The sequence below is a fragment of the Mycobacterium lehmannii genome, from assembly GCF_002245535.1.
GTDB classification, from domain to species: Bacteria; Actinomycetota; Actinomycetes; order Mycobacteriales; family Mycobacteriaceae; genus Mycobacterium; species Mycobacterium lehmannii.
Window position 1 is genome coordinate 36,205 of the sequence record NZ_NKCN01000029.1, and the last position, 21,929, is coordinate 58,133.

A 21,929-nucleotide genomic window follows, 5' to 3' on the forward strand; every position below is an offset into this window, starting at 1 on the left:
ATTAATGGGCAAGGTAGTTTTCGCCCTCATGGTCGGGCACGGCTGCGTCGCCCTTGAGTAGCTTCAAATTGGTGCGCTGAAGGATGGCGCCGCCGCCTTAGCCTTGAGTCATGGGCGAGGGGGCAGTCAACGGTTCATTGCAACGGGCTTACGAGGCGGTCGTCTCCGCCGATGTCGGCCCGTTTCTACGTGCGCGCGGATTTGGCATATCGGACTGCAGTTTCAAGCGGGAGCGGGGGCCGCTCTACGACGTGATCCACCTTCAGCCCGACTGGCACAACGGCACGATGTCGTGGCACGGGTTCTTCGTCAACGTCGGTATCGGATCAGTCGAGGTCGACGCCGCATGTCCTGGATACGAGCGAGTGAGACATCCCCTCAAAGGTTCGCTGCTGCAACGTCGGTGGGAGGACTTGGTACCCGATCTGCCATACGAGGTGCGGTTCGACCGTCGCACCGACATGCGGCAGTTCGCCGGCGCGCTCTGCGACGGCTTTGACTTGGTACTGGTTGAGATGGAACGGATAAGCACCACAGAGCAATTGGTGCGATACGCAGTCGACAACAACCTGCTCATCGAATATGACAAGACCTGCCGGTACCTGGCTGCAATTGATGACATCGATACGCTGACGGAATACGTGACGAGGCTGCACGATTGCTTCGGGCATCAAGACCGTTGGTCGATCTTCAGCCGCAAAATCAGCACGGCCGCCGGGCGCTGGGCGGATGAGCTGCGGAAGCGAGGATTGCTAGACGCGATTATCTCCAGTGGCGGGTATGAGCCGTCCTAACGGCGGCGGTCCACCCAGGCTGCCGAAAGAACTGGCGTCATGTCTTCGTCGATTCCGAATGCGCGATCCGCAGTAGCGAGAGGAGGAGGTTTCTGGCCGACGCTGGTGTCACTTCTCCGGGTGTATTGGTGAGTTGCGAGGCCAGTCCGTCGACGAAGGTATGGAGCAGAGCGCTCCACTCCTCGATCTCGTTGTCCGCGTGGGGAACTGTGGCCAGTTCGGGATCGCTCGTGGTCTCCTGGTCTCGCAGTGCGGCGATGCACTGGCGGTACAGGGCGCGTTGGTCCTGCCACGTGCGGGACCCGCCTGCCGGCGGATGACGGCGCTCCCATTCAGTCACCGCATCCCACAGCGCGTACTCCTCTCGGCGTTCGGTATCCAGAGGAAGGAGTTCCTCCACAATAGAGGCGACGCGTTCAACCACCGAGCCGCTGGTGCGCAGTCGTTGCACGCGGGGGAGCACTCGTGTGCGGAGAGTGTCAGTGGCAGTTTGCATGACGTATGCCTGCAGATCGTGCTGGTTGGCGAAGTAGTGCCGCAAAGAGCCCGTCGACCAACCCGCTTCGGCAGCGATGCCGCGCACGGTGACACCGTCAAGCCCTTCACGGAGCACGACCCGAAGGGCAGCGCTAGCGATCTCGGCGCGCCGCTGATCGTGATCCACGAGCCGAGGCACTGCGGTATGGTAACACGGGCGTGTTATTTCCGATGCTCGCCGCTCACCGATAGAGCAAGGGGGGAGTTGAATGCCAATAGTCACCGTGGGGGCGGTGCTGGCGCTTGCGGCGCTCGACATGCTCAGCCCTGCGCTCATTGGCGTGACGCTCTATCTCCTTCTCGCCCGCCCGCGGAGGGTCGGAATGTTGCTGGCGGTCTACCTGACGACCGTTGCCGGCGCGTACTTCGTTCTTGGCGTCCTACTCAAGCTCGGGCTCGGCGCACTGCTTCCGGTGATCGACCCGGGGGTGTGGGCGTGGGTGCAAGGTGGGATCGGGGTCGCGTTGTTCATCGGCAGTTGGTTCATCCCCGCCAGGGAGACGAGCCAGCCCCGTGTCGAGACGTTCACCGTGCAGTCGATCGTGCTGTTGGGGCTGGGGACATGGCTGTTCGAGTTCTACACGGCAATACCGTATTTCGCGGCGATCGGCATCATGACCTCCGCCAGCCTCGAACCGCCTCAGTGGCTCGTCCTACTAGGGGCCTACGTACTCATCATGATCCTGCCCGGCATCGTGCTGTTTCTGGCGTGGACACTTCTGCGCGAGCGGATGAGTGAACGGTTCGAACGCTGGCAGCGCAGGCTTACCGCCAACTCGCGCACCACCGTGAGCTGGATCGTTGGTATCGCTGGCGTGCTCCTCTTTCTCACCGCCCTGCCCGCCGAGATTGCGATCACGAGTGACTAGCAGAAGGGTCTGCACCATGAGGACCACCGCGATGCAGAGTCCAGGACTTCGTGAGGGCCACCTCGACACCCTGCGCTGGAGGTATCAACGCGAGACAGCACCGGCTGTGTCCGCCATTTTCGATTCCGCCGTATCCCTAAGGCGTGCGGCCACCTCGACGACGCGCGGATGGAGGGTGGTGGGCTCGCCAGGGTTCACGGGCATCGGGCCGTGCGGATATGTCTCACCGGTGATACTCTGGTGCGTATGACTGAGGTGGTGACTGTTCGCGACCTTCGCAACCACGGTGGGGAAGTGCTGCGCAGAGTGGAGCGTGGTGAGCGGATAGTGGTGACGCGTGATGGTGCGGCGGTAGCCGAGCTGACCCCGTTGCCGCGGCCCAGCGTGAGTCCCAGGGAGCTGATTCGCCGGCGCCGGAACCTGCCACCTGTGAACGTGGAGAAGTTGCGTTCGGACGTGGACAGCGTGGTGGATCCGTCACTGTGAGGGGATCGGCCGGCCGGTCGAGAGGCATGCTCGACACGTCGACGGTAATTCTGCTCGGCCGGCTGGCAGATCCCGACGAGTTGCCAAACGAGTCTGTAATAAGCGCGATAACACTCGCTGAGCTGTCCGTGGGTCCGCATGTCGCCCAAGCTGACGTCGAACGCAGCGCACGCCAGCAACACCTGCAGCAGGCGGAGGCGGATTTCGAAGTCCTTCCATTCGACGCCGAAAGTGCGCGCGCGTTTGGAGGCATCGCTGCCGCGCTGCGTACGTCGGGCCGCAAACCAGTTGCGCGAGCCTACGACGCGCTCATTGCGGCCAGTGCCGTCGCGCACGGTGTGCCGTTATACACATGCAATCCCAGTGACTTCTCTGGGATACCCCAGCTAGACCTACGTGTGGTCACCCACCCGGATCACTGATTCAGTGCAGTGACTTGATGATCGACAAGTCGTCGAGTGAGCGACCGATGATGGCATTCCTCGGCCTTGCTCGATAAGCGAGAACCCTTGGGTCGCAGCGCAATCAGGCGGACCCTACTTGACATAATGTGGCTTATCGGCACTTGGCTGACCTGGCGGATGTGTTGCCGGGCCGGTTGTTCGTTACGGCCGGCGTCCCGGAGCGCCTGCCGGCGGACCGCTCCGTTCCGGCCAACACGCCGTCCGGCGACCCTTAACTGGTTGATTCCACGCACCACGTGCGCGCGATCAACCGGTTAGCGATGTCCACATCAGGCCCGGTGAACCGTGGTCGCTTCGTGGCGTCGTCAACCAGTGTCCGTTCTCATTGAATCTGGGGCACATTTACTAGTCTGACCTGCATTGCCCCAGATTGGATGAGAATTTCGATCGCGACGTTTCTCATTGAATCTGGGGCTACCCTGCTTCCGCGCCCGGCTGCGAGCGCAGCAGGGTAGCCGGAATGGTCTCCTGTCGATTCCGTTGGCTCGGGTACGTCTTCGGTATAACTACTGTGATCGTGTCTCTCGTGACACACGATCATGATTCTGTGGTGCGCTCGCTCGTGTTGGTAGTTCGGGTGCCGGCTGCGGCCTTTGAGCACCTTGGCCACCGCCCGTTTTAGATTGTCATAGCGGATACGGGCCGGGACATCACCAAAGTGGTTGAACGCCAACACATGCCGATGCAGGAGCGCCTCCTGGCCCTGAGTGGTGAAGTTGCTCCGAGCTAGAGGGCGAACGCTCCGCCTTTGATGAGGATGAGGGCCCCGATTGTGATCAGTGCAACGGGCAGAACGATGTGGCCCCAGCGTGAGAGTGCTTTGGCGATGATCGGGTGGGAGGCGAAATATCGGCCGGCCGCGCACCAGATGGCCACACCGATGAGGAACACGATGATGTAAACACCGATGGTGGCGATCGTTGAGACGGCGAAGATCGGAACGTACACGCCGATGTTGTCGCCGCCGTTGGCGAAGGTGATGACTGCGACCTGCCAGGTGCCAGGCGTCAACAGTGTTGCGGGATCATCGGTCGGCGCCGGTTGGGTGCGGCGATCCCGCCAGGCCAGCCATGCCGCCCGCAGCCCCAACACGATGGGCAGCAGCCCGAAGTACGGCAGTGCGGCTGGAGGAAGCAGCGTGGCACCCAGGAGTGCGCCGCCGACCGAAACTGCCAAGATGGCGGTGAAGCCGAGGTACTGACCGGCGGTCACTCGGATGGCTGCGCCACGATGACCGGGCGCCTGGCCGAACATCACCGCGAGGACCACGATGTCGTCGATATTGGTGATGGCGAAGGTGGCGATCGCCTGAACGAGTGTGGCTGGGCTCAGCACGGCCAATGCGACCAGCTTCGAGTGAAATCCCACCGCATCGGGTGAGCCTACTGCTCAGCAGGCCCCGCGCTCCCGCGCACCAACGACCTCCAGTGGGGCGGAAATTCATGACGACTGCCGGGGTCAACGGACTTGACGAAATACATGCCTCCGGTGCCACGGAGGTGGCTCCTAGAGGTATCGACATACGTCATCGGCGCTGCATGATTCCGGGTCGACGCTTTCGGCGCCCTGCCGCAGCCGGGCGATGGTCTCGCGCAGTGCCACCAGTGCGCTGATCTGCTCGTCGAGGTCGGTCAGTCGGATGTCGAGCAGGTCGCGCACGTGCGTGCACGGCGCGTGGCCGCTGTCACGGATGTCGAGGATCTGCCGAATCTGGGCGAGGCTGAACCCGGCGGCCTGTCCCCGTCGGATGAAGCCGACCCGGGCGATCGTGTCGGCGGCATAGTCGCGATACCCCGCCGGGGAACGTTCGGCGGGCGGGAGCAGGCCTTCGTCTTCGTAGTAGCGCAGCGTCGCGGTGGTGGCCCCGGTCGCCTCGGCGAGCTTCCCGATTCTCACGATGTCTCCTCAGAACACTTGACCTTCAAGCCTACTTGAAGGTCAAGGATGGGTGCATGAGTCAGGGATTGGACCTCGCGGTCATCGGTTCCGGCGGCGCGGCGATGGCCGCGGCGATCCGCGCTACCGCGCTCGGCAAGTCCGTCGTCATGATCGAGCGCGGCATCTTCGGTGGCACGTGTGTCAACACCGGCTGCGTGCCGTCAAAGGCCCTGATCGCAGCGGCCGAGGCCCGGCATACCGCAGCCGACACTGCCCGGTTCCCGGGGATCGCCACCACGGCCGGCCCGGTGGACATGGCGGCCCTGATCGCCGGCACGCACGATCTGGTGGAGTCGCTGCGCTCAGAGAAGTACCTCAACGTGGCCGAATCGTATGGCTGGCAGCGCATTCAGGGCCAAGCGCGGTTCGCCGGAACCCCGGACGCGCCCGTCATCGAGGTCGGCGATGCCACCATCGAGGCCGAGCACTACCTGATCGCCACCGGCGCGAACCCAGTCATCCCGCCCGCATTCGAGGGCGTCGCCTACCTGACCTCGACCACCGCGATGGAAGTCACCGAGGTCCCGGAGTCGCTGCTGGTGATCGGCGGCGGCTACGTCGCGTTGGAGCAGGCGCAACTGTTCGCCCGGCTCGGGTCAACGGTGACGGTGCTGGTCCGCTCCACGCTGGCATCGAAGGAAGAGCCGGAAGTCGGCATGGCGCTGCTGGAGGTGTTCGCCGACGACGGCATCCGGGTGGTGCGCCGCGCCACGGTGAGCGAGGTCGAGCAGGCCGACGATCAGGTCACGGTCACCGCGACCATCACCGGCGGAACGCAGCAGTTCCGTGCCGCGAAAGTCCTCGTCGCCACCGGCCGCCGTCCGAACACCGACGGCCTGAATCTCGAAGCGGTGCAGGTCAAAACCGGCGAGAACAACGAGGTCGTGGTGAGCGACGGGCTGCAGTCGTCGAACCCACGGATCTGGGCGGCCGGCGACGTGACCGGGCACCGCGAGTTCGTCTACGTCGCCGCCCATCACGGCGCGATGGTCGCCGACAACATCTTCACCGACGCCGGCCGCAGGGTCGACTACCGCCATCTGCCCCGCGTGACGTTCACCAGCCCCGCGGTCGGTGCGGCCGGGACGACCGAGGCCGAGCTCCTCGCCGCCGGGACACGGTGCGACTGCCGGGTGCTGCCGCTAAAACATGTGCCGCGTGCGGTGGTCAACCGAGACACCCGCGGTTTCATCAAACTCGTCGCCGACGCCGGCACCGGCCGCATCCACGGCATCACCGCCGTCGCCAAGGATGCTGGCGAGATCGCCGCCGCCGCGGTCTACATCCTCGACGCCGCGATGACCGTCGACCAGGTCGCCGGGTCCTGGGCCCCGTATCTGACCATGGCCGAAGGCATCAAAATCGCCGCCCAGTCCTTCAGCGCCGATATGTCCCGACTGTCCTGCTGCGCATCCTGACGCATGGCTCACTCGAAAGGTTCCTGATGCCCAATTTCCTTGACCGCCTGACCATTCCGGAAGAGTCCGGGCTCGACCCGACGATGCTGGTGCCGTTGCTGCGGCTGCTCGCCGCCGGCGAGCCGGTCACCGTGGAGGCGCTCGCCGCGGCCGTCGGCCTCCCGGTTGACGAGGTGACCCGGCGTCTGGCCGCGGTACCCGACACCGAATACGACGAGCAGGGCCGCATCGTCGGCCAGGGCCTGACCCTGCGCCCGACCCGCCACCGATTCACCGTGGCCGGCCAAGAGCTCTACACCTGGTGCGCCCTGGACACCCTCATCTTTCCCACCATCCTGGACCGGCCCGCCAGCATCGAATCCGAATCACCCGTCAGCGGGCACCCGATCAGGGTCTCGGTCGGCGAAAACGGTGTCACCAGCGTGCAGCCCGAGACCGCGGTGGTCTCGCTGGTCAACCCCGACGACCTCACCTCGATCCGGTCCTCATTCTGCAACCAGGTGCACTACTTCACCTGCGCGCAGGACGCCGCGCCGTGGCTCGCCGAGCACCCCGAAGGTCAGATCGTCAGCGTCGCTGAGGCCCACCAACTCGGCGCAGCCCTGACCACACAAATCCTTACCCAGCTCCATACCCCGCCAACTGCCCACCCCGGCTGCTGCAGCTGACCAGCCGCACCCAACCTGATGAGGAGAAATCAATGAATCAACGTCCACGAAGAAATCCCGTGCTGCTGGGTGCGGCAGCGGTGCTGGTGACGGCCCTGTGTTGCGCCGCGCCAGTCCTGATCGCCGGCGGCGCGCTCGCCGCCGTGTGTGGACTGCTCGAGAATCCATGGGTCATCGGGGCAGCCGTCGCGCTGCTGCTGGCGGCTGTGGTCGCCTTCGCCCGCCGCGGTCAACGCGGCGATCACTGCTGTCCCGCCGACAGCCATTCACCCGCGACGCACACGCTCGACGACCTGACGAAAGGAAGCATCGACAATGTCTGAAACGCGTTCGTTTACACCCCACAGGTGGGCGGGCGTTACGGCTGTGATGCTGGCAGCGGGCGCGCTGACCGCGTGCGGCCAATCGGCCACAACCAGCAATCCGACCTCACCGCCACACGCCAACGCCACAACCCAGGCGACGGCGGCGACACTGACCACGGTGGACGGCAAAACCGTCGAACTGCCCGCTGCCGCCCCGACCGCGATCCTGTTCTTCTCCTACGGGTGCGGCGAATGCGTCGGCGGCGGTAAATCCCTGGCCGCTGCTCGGGCGGCCGTGGAGAAAGCCGGAGGCAGCGCCAAGTTCCTAGCCGTCGACATCGTCCCCACCGAGAAACCCGCCGATGTTCGCCACTTCCTGGACCAGATCGGCGGCACCAGCCTGCCCGCGGTCGTCGATACTAACGGGGCCCTGACCAGCCGCTACCAGGTGACCGCGCCGACCACCGCCCTCGTCATCGACCCGTCCGGGCAGATCAGCTACCGCGGCCACGCCCCGTCCCAGGATCAGATCCTGGCCGCCCTCGGCAGCAGCGCCGCACGGTGAACCTGCTCGCGCTCGCGTTTACCGCTGGCATGCTCGCCCCGGTCAACCCCTGCGGGTTCGCGCTGCTACCGGCGTGGATCACCGGCACCATCGCCACCGGCGGCACCGATGCGGTGCTCGTGCGGCTGGCCCGGGCACTGCGCACCGGGGCCGTCCTGACCATCGGGTTCACCGGCACCCTCACCCTCGCCGGTATCGCGATCAGTGCCGGTGCCCGGACCCTGGTGACGGCTGCTCCCTGGCTCGGGATCACGATCGGGCTCACCCTGGCCATCTTGGGCGGCTTCATGCTCACCGGCCGCACCATCGGTCTGCGTATGCCTGCCCGGACGCGTCATCGGCCGGACTCCCCAACAGCCGGTGGTGTGCTCGCGGCCGGAATCGGCTACGCCCTGGCGTCACTGTCCTGCACCTTCGGGGTACTGCTCGCGGTGATCGCCCAGGCCCAGGCCACCAGCGGATGGGGCGGTCTGCTGGCAGTGTTCACCGCATACACAGCCGGTGCCGCCACCATCTTGATGCTGGTCAGCGTCGGCACCGCCATCGCCGGCACGGCCCTGACCCGGCATCTGGGTATCCTCGCCCGCCACGGGACCCGCGTCACCGCCGTTGTCCTCATCGCCACCGGCGCCTACCTCGCGTGGTACTGGCTGCCCGCGGCCACCGGGCACACCGCCAGCGGCGGCAACCTGCTCACCGGCTGGTCGGCCACCGCGACCGGATGGCTGCAGGACCACGCCCTCCCGGCCAGCGTCATTGCCGCCTTCGCTGTGGTGGTCAGCGCGGTGGCCGCGTGCTGGACCACCCACCGCCGGCCAATCACCGGCAAGCAGCGCCGCCGGTGATGATTCACCGGCCGATACACCCAGCCAGATACCACTGTCCCTAACGATTAGAAAGCCGATAGATACAACCGTCGGACACAGTCAGATGCACACCACAAGTGCCTTACTGATAAGGCACATTCAAGACTGCCGACCCCTAAGCGCGACACGCCAGTTCTGCGCCGTCTGAGCGTGTCGTCAATACGGCAGTGGCGAATAGGCGTCGGTACTGCGCCCATTGCTCGACGGGGGTGGCGTCGGCATGGTGGGCGCCGGTGCGTTCGTTGATGCGGTCGAGCAGTAGCGTCGGCCAGGCGGGTTCCGTTGGCGTCCTGGGCTGTTCAACCCGAGGGCGAGCTGTGAGCAATGTTGCGGCTACGGCGATCACATCGGGGTAGGCCACCACGTGCGCTTCTAGGCCATTCTGCAGAATCCCCGCCGCCACGTGACGCTCTGCGTGAGCCCAGAAGACCAGGATGTGGCGGGCGTCGCCCAAGGCGTCATGAAGGTCGACCTCTGAATACTGACGGGCCAAGCGCCGATGCGTGCGCCCGGCACTGAGCACCGTGGGCCGGTCACGAAGATCCACCTGGTCGTCAAGAACGCGCGTTGGTGAACCGATCCAGCGTCGGTGACGGTGGCATACGGAGACATGTGCAGGCAGGTAGCAGTAGACGGGTTCGTGTATTCCCTTGCGTGCCATACATCTTTGACACAAAGGGCGGCGGAGATATTGCTTGAGCGCGGTGGGGTCGCCAGCAAGCCCGCAGAGACGGGACCGGATTACCTGCTCAGGTTGGCCGCTGACGACGGCCAACCAGTCCGGTCGCGGCCGGGCTGCGCATGATTCGGCGACATGGCCGCGCAGTGTGGAGACGCCGATATGGTTGGCGCGGGCCAGCCTGTCGATGTAGGACGATACGGCTTCCCAACGGAACGGTGCGATCGTTCGCGGGAGCCGCTGGCGTGGTCCGCGCGGCCACGGCCTGACAGTTGCCACGTCAGCTGGCCGTGCGGGCCGCGGCCGTGTGGGCGGCGTAGTCGATCAAAATATCGTCCATGGCCTCGCGGGTGATGTGCTCGGTGCCGTCGAGCATCGCTTGGATTGCTGAAGCCCGGATCAAGTGGGCCAGGCTGCCGATCATCCCGCCGGTGCGGCGGTGCAGGTAACGGGCCTGGGCGACAAGGCTTCCCGGTTCGTGTCGATGCAGACGCAAGGTACCTTCCATGGCGGCGACGAGTTGTCGCCACTCCTTGGCGTCGGGGAATGCGCTGGTGTGGATCACCCCGCAACGGCCGGCCAACTGCCGTCCCCGCGTGCCGGTGAACAGCCCCGAGCGTTCCACTTCGATCCCGGCGTAAACGAATGTCGCAGGCAGATGCTCGGTGAAGTATTTGAGGTGGTCGGACAGTTCTTCGCCGGCGCGGGTGTCGAGGTTGAGGTTGTGGATTTCATCGACCACCACGATGTCGGTACGGGCATCGATGAGCACCTGGCACACGGCATCGGAAATATCGGTCACGTTCATCCGCTGATTGAGCGTGGGAAGCCCCAGAAACCGTGCGAACTCCATCGCCAACTTGCGGGGCGACCCTTTCGGCGGGGCCGTCACATACACCACCGGAATCCGGCTCTCATCGCCGGGAAACCGTGCACGGGTGCGCAATTCGTGAAACCGACCCAGTTGCTTGATCGCCGTAGTTTTCCCCGTCGCTGCCCCGCCGGAGATGATCAGCCCGCGCCGGGCCCCGATCTCGCGCTGGTTGAGCAATGTCAACAGCCGGCCCTGATGGGTGATCGCTTCGATCGCCGACGTGGTGACCACCACCAGCTCCGAATGATGCGCAACCCGGGCCTCGTTGTAGGCCGTCCGCTCGTCCTCACCGAGGCTGGCCCACTCGTCGTCGGCGAGCAACGTGAACTCCGGCGGATCGGCATCAACAAAACGCCGCCAGCCCTCCAGCGTCGTGGTCGGCTGGCGGCGATCCTCTAACTGACCCACCGCCGCAATCTCGGTCACAGTCGCCACGTTTGGGCCTCCTTGCGTGCATCAAACACCGGCAGGGGTATGACCTCCGCCATCTCGCCGTCATCGTCGAAAGTCTCGTTGTCGGCGGCCCGTTCCGACGGTGACGGGCCATGATGTTCGGATGATTCCGTCGGGTCCGGCCAGTCCCGGCCGGCGCTCGCGGCGCTGGTCCGTCCAGTCACTCGGCGCTCGGCTTTCGTCTGCTGCTGCGGCCCAGCGGCGGCGCGGTCCAGCAAGTCCTCCGCGATGGCCGCAATCTCCGCTTCCTGGGTCTTCTGGGCCCCTCTGCGGTCGGCTACGGAGCGGGCGTGGCGCCACAGTGTCTCGCCGAACGGCACCGGCGAGGACCGAAGGTGCGTCCACGTCGCGGCCAGCCATCCGTCTTCGTGGTGATTGCGCACCCAAATCCTCGACACGTCATACGGGTCGTAGTGCACTTCCCACTGTCCGTTACGGGCATCGACCCCGGAATGCTGGCGCCGGTATGGGTTGAGCGCCTTGGCGTCATAGGTGCGATGGTTGATCCGGACCCCGTAACTGTTGATTGTGCGCCACTGCACGGGAAGCAATTCGATATAGTCGTCGGCGTCCAGTGGGACCGGTACATAGCCAGCCACCTCAACGAGGGCAGTGTATTTCTCGTTGGGAGACAACGCTTTCCCCGGCGTCACCGGATCCCGCAGGCCATCGTGGGGGCGGTTCTGCCACACCGCGATGATCCACTCGTCCAGCAGCGCCTGCAGCTCAATCATCGACCACACCGCGTCGTCCTCGGCGTTTTTCCCACGCCGCTCCACCGATGAACCGACGTAACCGGCCACGTACTGTGCGAACAGGGTGCCCACCGACTGCAATGTCCGCTCGATCTTCGGCTTATCGGTCGGGCAGTCGGGATGAGCCGGCTGCAGATTGATCCCCAATGTGCAGCACGCTTGCCGAAATGTTTGGGACAGATACGCTTTCCCGTGATCGCAGACGATCGTCTCGGGAGCGATCACCGGCCTGGCCGCAGCATCGGCCAGGCGCTGATCGACACTGGTCAGGCTGTGGTGCGGAAGTACCGACCGGGACATCCGCAGCGCATCGGCCCATCCCGGGCGCATCGGTTCGGGCGTCAATGCCCGCGCCAAGAGCAGTGACGCGTCCACTGCTTTGGTCGTCGGTCGCAGCACCGCGGCCGGGATGGACCGCGTAGCGTTGTCGACCATCGCAGTCAGCTCGACTCGGTCTACCATGCCGTCATCGAGCACTACCCGTACATCCAGAAGGGTTGAATCGATTTCCACCATCTCGCCGGGGCGCACCACGGTGATCGACCCGAATGGGCCATCGGGCTGCTTGGACAGCGATCGCCGCGTCCGTGCTGACCCGAACGTGTGCCGTCCTTCCGCGAGGCGCTTGACCAGCCGGTAGAAGGTGGGCTGCGACGGCATCGCGGGCGCGTCGTCGGCACCATAGGTGGCCACCAGCGTCTTGGCGACCCGCCGTTGCAGACGCTGCACCGTTCCCGTTGACAGGTCGGTCTCGCCCTCGATCGCATCCCGCACCGCGGCGACGACACGGTCGTCCACACGGCCGAATACCGCGCGCCGCCGATTATGGCGCCCGTCAACCACTCCCAGGAGCCCGTCCCGTTCGTAGGCAAATCGGCGACGCTGCAACGCATTCCGACTCACGTCGTGGCCGGCGGCACGCAGCTCGTCCAACTTGGCCAGCTCACGCTGCCGCAGAGATCGTTTCGCCGTGTCGAACTCTGGGCGGGGACGAATGCCCGCGGCCGTCCCAGGCGGGCGGCCGCTGAGGATCTCCACGATGTGGCGCTCCCACCACCGTGCTTGCTCGACGGCTGCCTCGGGAATGCCAGCCAGCATTTCCTCAGAACACAGTGGCGGTCGCGACCCCGACACCAATTCCAATGCCGGATCAACCATCAGCTGCGAGAGCGGCACCACAATCTGCTCGCCGACAGCGTCAACCAGTCGAGCTGATCCGCCCGACAGGGTTACGACGGTGAAAACACCTGCTGATAAACGGATTTCGTCTCCCTCTCGGACGACACCCGTTCGCACGTCAGGTCACCACCCGGTCCCGAGGCCAATCGCCGTGTCGTCGCCAAGTGCCGCTCCTTGCAGATCGGCAACTAAACGGCCGTGCCAGAGCAGATGAAACAGTACGGGCAGCACCACCAAAGGAGTCCCGACCGCGTGCACACCAGCCATCAACGGACGGACCCGAGCGAAGACCTCCGCCAGTTGATCAGCCAAACCGATCTTCAATACTCGCGGATGCCGATAACCCGACAACCAACGTAGATTCGCCCGCAGCACTGGATCGAGGGAACCGACACGCAGGTAATCCCAACCGACCATCGCGCACGTGGCGGCAGACCGATCGAACACGTCCCGATCAGCGTCAGAGATCCGGTCGTCCTCACGAACGTCGACTACGACGACAGATCCATCGCGGCGCCGCACGAAGTAGTCAGGAGCATGCCGCGTGCCGTCACGCCAATGAATCCAAAATGGTTGCGACAGAACACCAACAACATCCGGATCGGCATCCAACGCCATCAACTGGTCACGTTCTACCCAGGACTCGTGACCTACATGTGCGCCGGTTGTGGCGAACCACCACAGCCCGGGAAAGTTACGCTGACCTCGAAACGAGGGGAAATTCCGCACTGGTGAACAGTCCAACTCAAACCGGGTTGCAGCACATCGGTCCAGCGATTGCCGCGTGCATCCCTCGCGGGTGTTGAACTCCAAGTCCACTGCACTCGCTACACCTGGCCCAGCCGAAACAGCCGACGTCAGCACACATAAACGCTAAGCCTCGTGCCCCAGATTCAATGAGAAAGACACGCACTTACCCCAGATTCAATGAGAATGCCCCAGAATCAATGAGAACGGACAACCAGGCCGGCTCGGACGCCTCGATCGGTACCTCCCGACTTCCCCGCTATGCGATGTCATTTTGTCACTGTGACGATTTGATGCCACCTAGCCGGACCTGGAAAGCGCTCGCCCCGAGGCTATTTCGAGCATGCGACCCGCCAGACTGATAGCAACCAAAAGCTCGGCCACCCCGCATATCGAGAAGGGCGCGCGTCATCGGGCTCGTGCCGTCGCCGGCACCACCAAAGCAGCGACCTCACCCCTCGGCTCTTCCCGCCCCAGACGCCCATCGTTATGTCACGTGACGATTTGCGCACTCCCCGCCTGTCCATCGCGCGAATCGTTCGCGGCAAATACCGGACAATGCGGTCACCGTGCGGGATCGTTGTCACATGAGCCCCAAGGTTCCCACCCCTAAAGAAATCAGAGAAGCGGCGCAGGCGGCCGCCGAGACCGCCCAGACGGTCGCCAGTGAGGCGATGCGCATCCCACCCGCATCGCTACAGATGATGGCCCAGGTGCCGGACCTCATCGAGAACATGGCCGCGGCGACGGAGCGTCTCAATGCGGCGATCGACCGCGCGGAACGCTATCTCGCACTGGCCGATCCGATGATCCGGACCATGGACGCGATCGTGCCGCAGCTCGAGGCGCTGATTGCCACCGGCAACGATGTCTACAACGCCGTTGGCCGGATCCCCGGCGTTGCCACGGTGGGCCGGTTTGCATCTCGGACCTCGAGCCCGCCGGCAGAAAAGAAGCCCCCCGGTGGGCGCACCCGCAAGAAACCCTGACGGCAAGCCGCCGAGCGATCATTCGTAGTTGACTTCACCGCGCGGGAACGGCCGGCCGCGGAAGTCGATCTGGGCCGCCGGGTTCGCCACCGCGGTCACCATGCCCGACCCGAAGGCGCCCTGCCGGTCGAACAGCGTCGCCGTGCCGACCGAGATTCCGTCAGCCACCCAATGTGAGTCGCCCTGCACCAGAACCCAGTCGTCAAATGGCATCCGCGTCAACGCAACCGTGAGGTCCCCGTTGATGTAACCGATCCCCTCGGTGCCCAGATTGCTCACCAGGCTCGTCGACTCCGCCACTGTTACCGCCCTGACAAACGGTGAGACTGGCTCTCCCGCAACGATGTCCGCGCAGGAAAAGTAGAACCGCTTGCGCGACGTGTTCTGGTGCGCTGCCGGCGAACGCGTCCAACCCGCATCGTCGCTACCGATGAACGGTACGAGTTCCTCGTCTGGAGTCGGCAGTTGCGGGACGCCGCCAGGCGCGACCCACTCCTCACCGGGCGGCGCAGCCGATCGTCGGTACTGCACCAGCGTGGCACGTGCGACCGGCCGACCATCCTGCACCACTTCGCATTCCGCGTTGCGTACGCGCCGACCGTCACGGATCACCCGCACCTCAACGGTCGTCGGCAGGTTGCGCGCCGCCCGGAACAGGTCGACAGTTATCCGCGTCGGCATGAACTCCGGCGAACCGCAATCCTTCTCGAGCGCCTGCGCGGCCAACCCGACGATGGCCGGTCCGTTGAGGTGATCATCACCCCAGTGGCTCTGGGCAAAGATCGACGGCATGTATGCGCCGTCCGCCGTCGGCGTGAAATACGCGGGGTCAGTGCTCATCTGCGGATCTTCGCACAGGGAGCCAAACGCGCTTCTGCTAGGTGTTGCGACCGCCGTTGACGCCGATGATCTGACCGGTGATGTAGCCGGCTTCCTCTGAGACGAGAAATGCGCACGTGGCCGCGATGTCCTCGGGCTTACCCATGCGGCGCACAGGAGTCGCGTCGATGGTGGCCTGAATGTCGCCGAGGTAGCCCCGCGCCTCTGCCGCTCGCAGCATCGGCGTGTCGATGAAGCCCGGCGGCACGGCGTTCACGGTGATGCCTGCCGGACCGTATTCGAGCGCCAGCGTCTTCGTCAGCCCGTTCACCGCGGATTTCGCCGCCACGTAGTGCGACATATACGGCGCACCGGAATGCGTGCTCGACGACGAGATGTTGACGATCCGACCCCAACCCGCGTCCACCATGTCGTGCAGTACCGCCTGCACGCAGTGAAAGACGCCGTTGAGGTTGACATCGACCACGCGCTGCCACTGCTCGAACGTGATGTCGCCGAACCGCGAGAAGCCGTCCAGGCCCGCAGCATTGACTAGAATCGCCACCGGCCCGAGCTGGCTACGTACGGCCGAAAGCGCGGCGTCGACCTGACCGCGATCAGTGACGTCGGCGGTGAAGGTGAACTCCTCGTCGCTCGGCGCCAAGTCGACGCTCGCGACGCGGTAGCCGTCGGCACGCAACCGATCCACGACCGCGCGTCCGATCCCCGAGCCGCCGCCGGTGACGACCGCTGTCTTCATTCACTTGTCCTTTCGTGATCCCTTGTCAGAGAACGCGTATGCCGATCAGTGAAGCATCCGCAAACCAAGGAGTGCTGACGCGCGTCCTTCAGGTGTAGCAGATCGCACACTCGAGGCCGGAGATCGGCACCGAAAGTTACCGGCGAACGGCCAAGACCGCCCACACGTCGCGCCGCCCGGCCTTGTGCCCGCCGACCGTCACGTCCGCGAAACCCCAGGAGCGACACCGCTCCGCGAACGCGTCAGCCTGCTGGCGCGTCCACCCGTGGCTGGCCAGGCCCGTCGCACCCGGTTTCGTCTGTCGTTCAATAGCGAGCAGGCGGCCACCGGGAACGAGCAGTCGAGCCGCCTCATTCAGACCTGAATCCACGTCTTGCCAGTGGTGCACGGTCGCCAGCGACCACACCACGGTCGCCGACTGGTCCGAGAGCGGCACGTCCTCGGCGGTGCCCGTCGTCCACGCGACGGAACCGTCGGGGGTGAACATGCGGGCGAGCCGGAGCATCACGGGCGCCGGGTCAACGCCGGTCGCGGCCGCCCCACGGCGGACGGCCTCGCGGACCGCGGACCCGGGCCCACACCCGATGTCGACGACGGTGTCCGCGGCCGACACACCAGTGAGGTCCGCGGCCAGGCGGGCACTCGGCCGCCCCATGAGCATCAAGACGAGCCCGACCAGCGCGCCCATCGGGCCTGCGAAGCCGGGATGGTCGGCGTGATGGTTGACGGGCAGATTATCGGCGGCGCTCACGACCACAAGCTTGCCGCTTCAAGTCGGCCTGAAGTCAAATGGCGGTATGGACGCGATTCCCATCGGCGAAGCGGCCGCCCGGTTGCAGATGGCCTCGTCGACGTTGCGCTACTACGACGAGCGCGGTCTGGTTCGTCCTCAGAAGCGGCTGGCCGGTCGGCGCATGTATGGCATCGACGAACTGCGCCGCTTGGCGCTGCTGAAGATCTTCAACAAACTGGGGCTGCCGCTGGACACCGCTGCGGCCGTCCTCGACGCGCCCAGCCCGCAGTGGCGCGAACTCGTGCGCCAGCAGATCGGCCAACTCGACGAGGTGATCGCGCAGGCGCGCGGCGCCCAGCAGTTCCTTACGCATGCGATGCACTGCCTCACCGACCACCCCGCCCGCCAATGCCCGACGATGACCGGGGCGTTGGACCGGCTGGTCGACGGCGCATCGGTCGAGCAGCTCGCCGCCGAACACGCCGATCCTGACCGTCCGAGCAATACGTAGGGCTCGATCCGGGTATATGAGGCCGAACCGGGGAGGGACCACGCTCATGACTGAGATGAACTATCTGGAGTTGCACGGCGACCGCGTCGCGTACCGAGACGTCGGCAGCGGTGAAGAAGCGCTGCTGCTGATCCACGGCATGGCCGGAAGCTCCGAAACGTGGCGGGCGGTGATCCCCCAGCTGTCGCGGCGATATCGCGTCATCGCGCCCGACCTGTTGGGGCACGGTCAATCGGACAAGCCCCGCGGCGACTACTCGCTGGGCGCGTTCGCGGTGTGGCTGCGCGACCTGCTCGATGAACTCGGGGTGTCCAAGGCCACCATCGTCGGCCAATCGCTGGGCGGCGGGGTGGCCATGCAGTTCGTCTACCAGCATCCCGACTACTGTCAACGCCTCGTGCTGATCAGCAGCGGCGGGCTGGGACCCGACGTCGGCTGGACGCTTCGCCTGCTCTCGGCGCCAGGTTCGGAATTCCTGCTACCGCTCATCGCGCCCCGGGCCGTCTTGGCCGCGGGCAACCGGCTGCGCAACTGGTTCTCCACCGCGGGCATCCAATCGCCACGCGGCGCGGAGATGTGGAGTGCCTATTCCTCACTGGCCGACGCGCAGACACGCCACGCCTTCCTTCGGACACTGCGCTCGGTCGTCGACTATCGCGGCCAAGCCGTCAGCGCCCTGAACCGGCTGCACGTCGCATCGGAGATGCCCATCATGGCCATCTGGGGTGACCAGGATCGCATCATTCCGGTCGGTCACGCGTACGTGGCGCAAGAGGCACGGCCCGAATGCCGGCTGGAAGTGCTCGAAGGCGTCGGGCATTTTGCGCATGTGGAACGCCCCGGTGAGGTGGTGGACCTGCTCGACGATTTCATCACCACGACCGCGCAGTCGGCCGGACAACCCGTCATTTACAGCGAGTCGTAGCCGCGTCCCCTGCACCGCCCGGTACAGGTACCTCCGGAACGCGCAGACATAATCGACCGAACGGAAGGTCATCTAAGGATCGGAGCGGCTGTGGTCGAGACCGGCGCGGCGCACTCGCCCTCGATCGGTCGCGAACGCTCCCCTCGCCTACTGGTCGCCGGGCTGTCCATCGTCGTCTTGACCGTCGCGGTGCTGCAGACGGCCGTCGTCCCGGTATTGGGCATCATCGCCGACCAACTCGACGCATCCATCGTCGGCGTCAGCTGGGCGGTCACCGCGAACCTGCTGGCCGCCGTCGCGGCCACGCCGCTGCTCGGCCGGCTTGCGGACCTTCACAGCAAGCACCGCGTCCTGCTCGGCGTGCTTGTCGTCGTGCTGGCCGGATCACTGCTCGCGGCCGTCACGTCTTCCCTCGCACTGCTCATCGTCGCCCGCGTGCTCCAGGCCGCCTCCTTCGCCCTCTACCCGATCAGCATCGCGATCCTGCGCGAGGAACTGCCCCCCGATCGTCTGATGTCGGCGATGGCGGTGTTGTCCGGGACGTTGGGCTTCGGCGGCGGAACCGGCCTCGTCGTCGTGGGCCTGTTGATGACCGGCGACGCCGGCTATCACCGGGTGTTCTGGTTGACGACCGCGTTCACGGTCGCGGTGATCGCGATCGTGCTGCTGGTGGTGCCACGACGCCCGCGCCACGTCGCCGGATCGATCGACTGGCTGGGCGCGGTCGGATTGGCGGTGGGACTGTCGGCGCTGCTGCTGGCGATCAGCCAGGGCCAGACGTGGGGCTGGGCATCGCCTGCCACCCTCGGTTGCGTTGTCGGCGCGGTGGCGGTCCTTGCCGGCTGGTGGTGGTGGGAGCGTCACATCAGCCGACCGCTGGTATCGACGTCGATGCTCACTCGACGACCGATCCTGCTCACCAACGTCGCCACGATCTTCGTGGGCATGGGGTTGTACTTCGCGTTTCTCGGGTTGACGCTCTTCGTCCAGATACCCCGCGAGGCAGCGGGTTACGGATTCGGTGCGACGGTGTTGGAGGCCAGCGTCGTCTATCTGCTTCCGGGCGCGTTCACCGGCTTCGTCGTCGCGTTGGTCAGCGGTAGGTTCATCGACCGCTTCGGCGCTCGGCCGGTGCTCCTCGTGGCGGCGGTCGCCGGTATCGCCGGCTTCCTGTTCGTCGCGTTGGTGCACTCGCACACGTGGCAGATCATCGTCGCGAGCATCCTCGCCAACGCCTACATCAGCCTCGGCTACGGCGCGCTGCCCGCGTTGGTCGTCAGCGAGGTGGACGCCGGTGAGACGGGCGTGGCTACGAGCATGAACGCGATAGCCCGCACCATCGGCAGTTCGATCGCGGCCGCGGTCGTCGCCATGTTGCTCAGTCGGTCGGTGCCGGGAACGGGCGTGCCGATGGAGAACAGCTTCTTCGCGATCTTCCTGGGCGGCGCGATCACATCGATGCTCGCGCTGGTGCTGATCGCCATGTCGCGTCCGTCGTCACGGCCGATGGATTCCGTGGAGGCCCGCTACGAAACGCGTGCCATGAACCACGAATGGGGCTGACGCCGCCAAGCCAGCGACGTCCGTTGGTCAGTGCAGCGCGGCCAGATTGCTGACCGACTTGCGCACGTCGGATTCGATCACCTTGGCGACCAGATTGCCGATGCGGGTGTTCAACAGCCCCCCCGACAGGTCGGCGACCACCTGAAACGTCGACCCCGGATTGTCGGCGCGGACGCACAGCGTCAGCCCGATGCGAATGCCCGGGCGGCCCCGGCCGACCATCTCGACGACCTTGGGCTCGTCGTAGCGCGTGACTTGCCAATGGATGGTGTTGCGGAATCCCTTGACCTTGATCAGCGACGAGACGCATGTCCCGACCTCGATGTTGGCGGGCACCTCGCTGCGCCACCCGCCGAAGATCGTCAGCCACTCGTCGAACCGGCTCAGGTCGGAGGCCAATTCCCACGCCTTGTGCGGGCTGAGGTCCGACGAAACCGAAACGTCCACTGCTGCCATGACTAGTGCCGTACCCCTCGAAGCGGGGCAGGTAAACGGCGTTTCGCCCGATCATCGCGGCGCCGACTGCGAAACTGATCCAGACACCGGTTCAGCGTCGGCGCGGCCTGCGGTCCGCCGGCCAAGCCCGCGACTGCCCCGGGGACGCGAATCGGGTGCCCGTGATCACACGATACGAAGGATTCCATTGTAAGTATGTAAATTCCCTGCGGAATCGCTTGCGAACGACCGCTCGATCCGCGATCGTTTACCCACAGCTCGGGGGGCTGTCCTGAGGAGGATCCGCACTGACCGGCACACACACCAGAGCCGTCGACCGATCGTCGGGACACAACGGGGCGACGCGCCCGTCGGGCGCCCCGGTCATCGAGATCGACAACGTCACCAAGCGCTTCGGCGACTACGTCGCCGTGGCGGACGCGGACTTCTCCATCGCCTCCGGTGAATTCTTTTCGATGCTGGGACCGTCGGGCTGCGGCAAGACCACCACGTTGCGCATGATCGCCGGGTTCGAAAGCCCCACCGACGGCGCGATCCGGCTCGAAGGAGTCGACGTTTCGAAGGTTCCGCCTCACAAGCGCAACGTCAACACGGTGTTTCAGCACTATGCGCTGTTTCCGCACATGTCGGTGTGGGACAACGTCGCCTACGGTCCCCGGAGCAAGAAGCTGGCCAAGGGTGAGATCCGCAAGCGGGTCGACGAACTCCTCGAGATCGTCCGGTTGACCGACTTCGCCGATCGCCGTCCTGGCCAACTCTCGGGCGGGCAGCAACAGCGCGTCGCGCTGGCGCGGGCTCTGGTGAACTATCCGAGCGCGCTGCTGCTCGACGAACCGCTCGGCGCGCTGGATCTCAAGCTGCGTCAGGTGATGCAGTTCGAACTCAAGCGTATTCAGCGCGAAGTGGGGATCACGTTCATCTACGTGACCCACGACCAGGAGGAAGCGCTGACCATGAGCGACCGCATCGCCGTCATGAATGCCGGCAACGTCGACCAGATCGGTACGCCGACCGAGATCTACGACCGACCCGCCACCGTGTTCGTCGCGAGCTTCATCGGACAGGCCAACCTGTGGGCGGGTCGGCAGACCGGAAGGGCCAACCGGGATTACGTCGAGATCGAGGTGCTGGGCTCGACGCTGAAAGCGCGGCCGGGCGAGACGACGATCGAACCCGGAGGCCACGCGACGCTGATGGTGCGGCCCGAACGGATCCGCGTATGCATGGATGCTCCCACCGGTGACCTCGTCGGCGTGCGCGCGACGGTCACCGACCTGACATTCCAGGGTCCGCTGGTGCGGCTGTCGTTGGCCGCTCCGGATGACTCGGCGATGATCGCCCACATCGGGCCCGAGGAGGATCTGCCGCTGCTGCGCCCCGGCGACGAGGTTCACGTCTGCTGGACACCGGACGCCTCACTCGTGTTGCCTGCGGCCGACATTCCCACCGCCGAGGATCTCGAGGAGATGCTCGACGATTCCTGATCGTCACCCGTGGCGATCCGGCACCGCCCCGAGCGGCGACTCGGAAGTTGTCGGCCCCTCCCCTCCCTCCGACGAAAGGCACAGCCGCCCCA

General features: G+C 65.4%; 24 protein-coding genes. 14 read left to right on the top strand and 10 right to left on the bottom strand.

The features are described from left to right. The first annotated feature begins 110 nt into the window (after positions 1-110). A complete protein-coding gene (locus tag CEX87_RS23600; protein ID WP_094289354.1) occupies positions 111-794 on the top strand; it encodes a DUF4304 domain-containing protein in 684 nt (227 codons plus the stop codon). Positions 795-831: 37 nt separating this feature from the next. Here the strand turns inward: CEX87_RS23600 and CEX87_RS23605 are convergent, their stop codons facing one another. After that, positions 832-1,470 carry a TetR/AcrR family transcriptional regulator gene (locus tag CEX87_RS23605; protein WP_064393831.1) on the bottom strand — a complete coding sequence of 213 codons (639 nt, stop codon included), beginning with the start codon at positions 1,468-1,470 and terminating at the stop codon, positions 832-834. A 70-nt stretch (positions 1,471-1,540) separates the two neighbouring features. Here CEX87_RS23605 and CEX87_RS23610 point away from each other — a divergent pair, with 70 nt between their 5' ends. The 3 genes from CEX87_RS23610 (at position 1,541) to CEX87_RS23620 (ending at position 3,108) form a co-directional block, all read left to right on the top strand. Continuing rightward, entirely contained in the window at positions 1,541-2,200 is a 660-nt protein-coding gene (locus tag CEX87_RS23610) for a GAP family protein (protein ID WP_094289358.1), read from the top strand. A 246-nt stretch (positions 2,201-2,446) separates the two neighbouring features. After that, on the top strand, positions 2,447-2,686 hold the full coding sequence (locus CEX87_RS23615; protein ID WP_082693841.1) for a type II toxin-antitoxin system Phd/YefM family antitoxin: 240 nt from the start codon (positions 2,447-2,449) through the stop codon (positions 2,684-2,686). Positions 2,687-2,712: 26 nt separating this feature from the next. Further along, positions 2,713-3,108 carry a type II toxin-antitoxin system VapC family toxin gene (locus CEX87_RS23620; protein ID WP_064393833.1) on the top strand — a complete coding sequence of 132 codons (396 nt, stop codon included), beginning with the start codon at positions 2,713-2,715 and terminating at the stop codon, positions 3,106-3,108. A gap of 768 nt (positions 3,109-3,876) precedes the next feature. Here the strand turns inward: CEX87_RS23620 and CEX87_RS23625 are convergent. Both CEX87_RS23625 and CEX87_RS23630 read right to left on the bottom strand, forming a co-directional pair. Continuing rightward, positions 3,877-4,518, bottom strand: coding sequence for a cadmium resistance transporter (locus CEX87_RS23625; protein ID WP_079481877.1), 642 nt, complete (start codon positions 4,516-4,518; stop codon positions 3,877-3,879). 138 nt (positions 4,519-4,656) lie between these two features. Then, positions 4,657-5,046: a heavy metal-responsive transcriptional regulator gene (locus CEX87_RS23630; RefSeq protein ID WP_005148625.1), complete on the bottom strand. Its 390-nt coding sequence runs from the start codon at positions 5,044-5,046 to the stop codon at positions 4,657-4,659. A 56-nt stretch (positions 5,047-5,102) separates the two neighbouring features. On the opposite strand from CEX87_RS23630, the gene merA reads away from it, so the two are divergent. From merA to CEX87_RS23655, 5 genes are read left to right on the top strand one after another with little or no spacing between them, the layout of a single operon-like run. Then, on the top strand, positions 5,103-6,506 hold the full coding sequence (merA, locus tag CEX87_RS23635) for a mercury(II) reductase (protein WP_005148655.1): 1,404 nt from the start codon (positions 5,103-5,105) through the stop codon (positions 6,504-6,506). Positions 6,507-6,532: 26 nt separating this feature from the next. After that, a complete protein-coding gene (gene merB / locus CEX87_RS23640) occupies positions 6,533-7,174 on the top strand; it encodes an organomercurial lyase MerB (RefSeq protein WP_005148656.1) in 642 nt (213 codons plus the stop codon). Between the two features lie 32 nt (positions 7,175-7,206). Beyond that, positions 7,207-7,497: a hypothetical protein gene (locus CEX87_RS23645; protein WP_005148657.1), complete on the top strand. Its 291-nt coding sequence runs from the start codon at positions 7,207-7,209 to the stop codon at positions 7,495-7,497. Continuing rightward, positions 7,490-8,044, top strand: a complete 555-nt coding sequence (locus CEX87_RS23650) for a TlpA family protein disulfide reductase (RefSeq protein WP_005148658.1) — start codon at positions 7,490-7,492, stop codon at positions 8,042-8,044. Before CEX87_RS23645 ends, CEX87_RS23650 begins: the two co-directional genes overlap by 8 nt. Beyond that, a complete protein-coding gene (locus CEX87_RS23655; protein WP_024444598.1) occupies positions 8,041-8,889 on the top strand; it encodes a cytochrome c biogenesis CcdA family protein in 849 nt (282 codons plus the stop codon). The genes CEX87_RS23650 and CEX87_RS23655 overlap by 4 nt, the downstream gene beginning before the upstream one ends. Before the next feature lie 980 nt (positions 8,890-9,869). On the opposite strand, the gene CEX87_RS23665 is transcribed toward CEX87_RS23655, so the two are convergent. The 3 genes from CEX87_RS23665 to CEX87_RS23675 all read right to left on the bottom strand — a co-directional run bounded on the left by CEX87_RS23665 (position 9,870) and on the right by CEX87_RS23675 (position 13,714). After that, positions 9,870-10,898, bottom strand: a complete 1,029-nt coding sequence (locus tag CEX87_RS23665; protein WP_005148661.1) for a TniB family NTP-binding protein — start codon at positions 10,896-10,898, stop codon at positions 9,870-9,872. Beyond that, complete coding sequence (locus CEX87_RS23670; protein ID WP_005148662.1) at positions 10,886-12,850, bottom strand: Mu transposase C-terminal domain-containing protein; 1,965 nt, start codon at positions 12,848-12,850, stop codon at positions 10,886-10,888. Before CEX87_RS23670 ends, CEX87_RS23665 begins: the two co-directional genes overlap by 13 nt. A 123-nt stretch (positions 12,851-12,973) precedes the next feature. Beyond that, on the bottom strand, positions 12,974-13,714 hold the full coding sequence (locus CEX87_RS23675) for a TnsA-like heteromeric transposase endonuclease subunit (RefSeq protein WP_011894084.1): 741 nt from the start codon (positions 13,712-13,714) through the stop codon (positions 12,974-12,976). 470 nt (positions 13,715-14,184) lie between these two features. Between CEX87_RS23675 and CEX87_RS23680 the strand changes: the two genes are divergently transcribed. Continuing rightward, a complete protein-coding gene (locus CEX87_RS23680; RefSeq protein ID WP_064393834.1) occupies positions 14,185-14,586 on the top strand; it encodes a hypothetical protein in 402 nt (133 codons plus the stop codon). Between the two features lie 18 nt (positions 14,587-14,604). Here the strand turns inward: CEX87_RS23680 and CEX87_RS23685 are convergent, their stop codons facing one another. The 3 genes from CEX87_RS23685 to CEX87_RS23695 form a co-directional block, all read right to left on the bottom strand. Further along, positions 14,605-15,426: a thioesterase family protein gene (locus CEX87_RS23685; protein WP_094289360.1), complete on the bottom strand. Its 822-nt coding sequence runs from the start codon at positions 15,424-15,426 to the stop codon at positions 14,605-14,607. A gap of 37 nt (positions 15,427-15,463) precedes the next feature. Next, positions 15,464-16,165: an SDR family NAD(P)-dependent oxidoreductase gene (locus tag CEX87_RS23690; protein WP_094289362.1), complete on the bottom strand. Its 702-nt coding sequence runs from the start codon at positions 16,163-16,165 to the stop codon at positions 15,464-15,466. Between the two features lie 136 nt (positions 16,166-16,301). Next, entirely contained in the window at positions 16,302-16,853 is a 552-nt protein-coding gene (locus CEX87_RS23695; protein ID WP_064427947.1) for a class I SAM-dependent methyltransferase, read from the bottom strand. 109 nt (positions 16,854-16,962) lie between these two features. On the opposite strand from CEX87_RS23695, the gene CEX87_RS23700 reads away from it, so the two are divergent. From CEX87_RS23700 to CEX87_RS23710, 3 genes are all read left to right on the top strand, one after another. Beyond that, a complete protein-coding gene (locus tag CEX87_RS23700; RefSeq protein ID WP_094289364.1) occupies positions 16,963-17,409 on the top strand; it encodes a MerR family transcriptional regulator in 447 nt (148 codons plus the stop codon). Between the two features lie 46 nt (positions 17,410-17,455). Beyond that, complete coding sequence (locus CEX87_RS23705; protein ID WP_094289366.1) at positions 17,456-18,334, top strand: alpha/beta fold hydrolase; 879 nt, start codon at positions 17,456-17,458, stop codon at positions 18,332-18,334. A 90-nt stretch (positions 18,335-18,424) separates the two neighbouring features. Next, complete coding sequence (locus CEX87_RS23710) at positions 18,425-19,897, top strand: MFS transporter (RefSeq protein ID WP_233151499.1); 1,473 nt, start codon at positions 18,425-18,427, stop codon at positions 19,895-19,897. A gap of 27 nt (positions 19,898-19,924) precedes the next feature. Here CEX87_RS23710 and CEX87_RS23715 read toward each other — a convergent pair whose 3' ends face one another. Further along, complete coding sequence (locus CEX87_RS23715; protein WP_066808689.1) at positions 19,925-20,353, bottom strand: type II toxin-antitoxin system Rv0910 family toxin; 429 nt, start codon at positions 20,351-20,353, stop codon at positions 19,925-19,927. Positions 20,354-20,763: 410 nt separating this feature from the next. Between CEX87_RS23715 and CEX87_RS23725 the strand changes: the two genes are divergently transcribed. Next, a complete protein-coding gene (locus CEX87_RS23725; RefSeq protein WP_233151500.1) occupies positions 20,764-21,837 on the top strand; it encodes an ABC transporter ATP-binding protein in 1,074 nt (357 codons plus the stop codon). Positions 21,838-21,929: the final 92 nt, after the last annotated feature.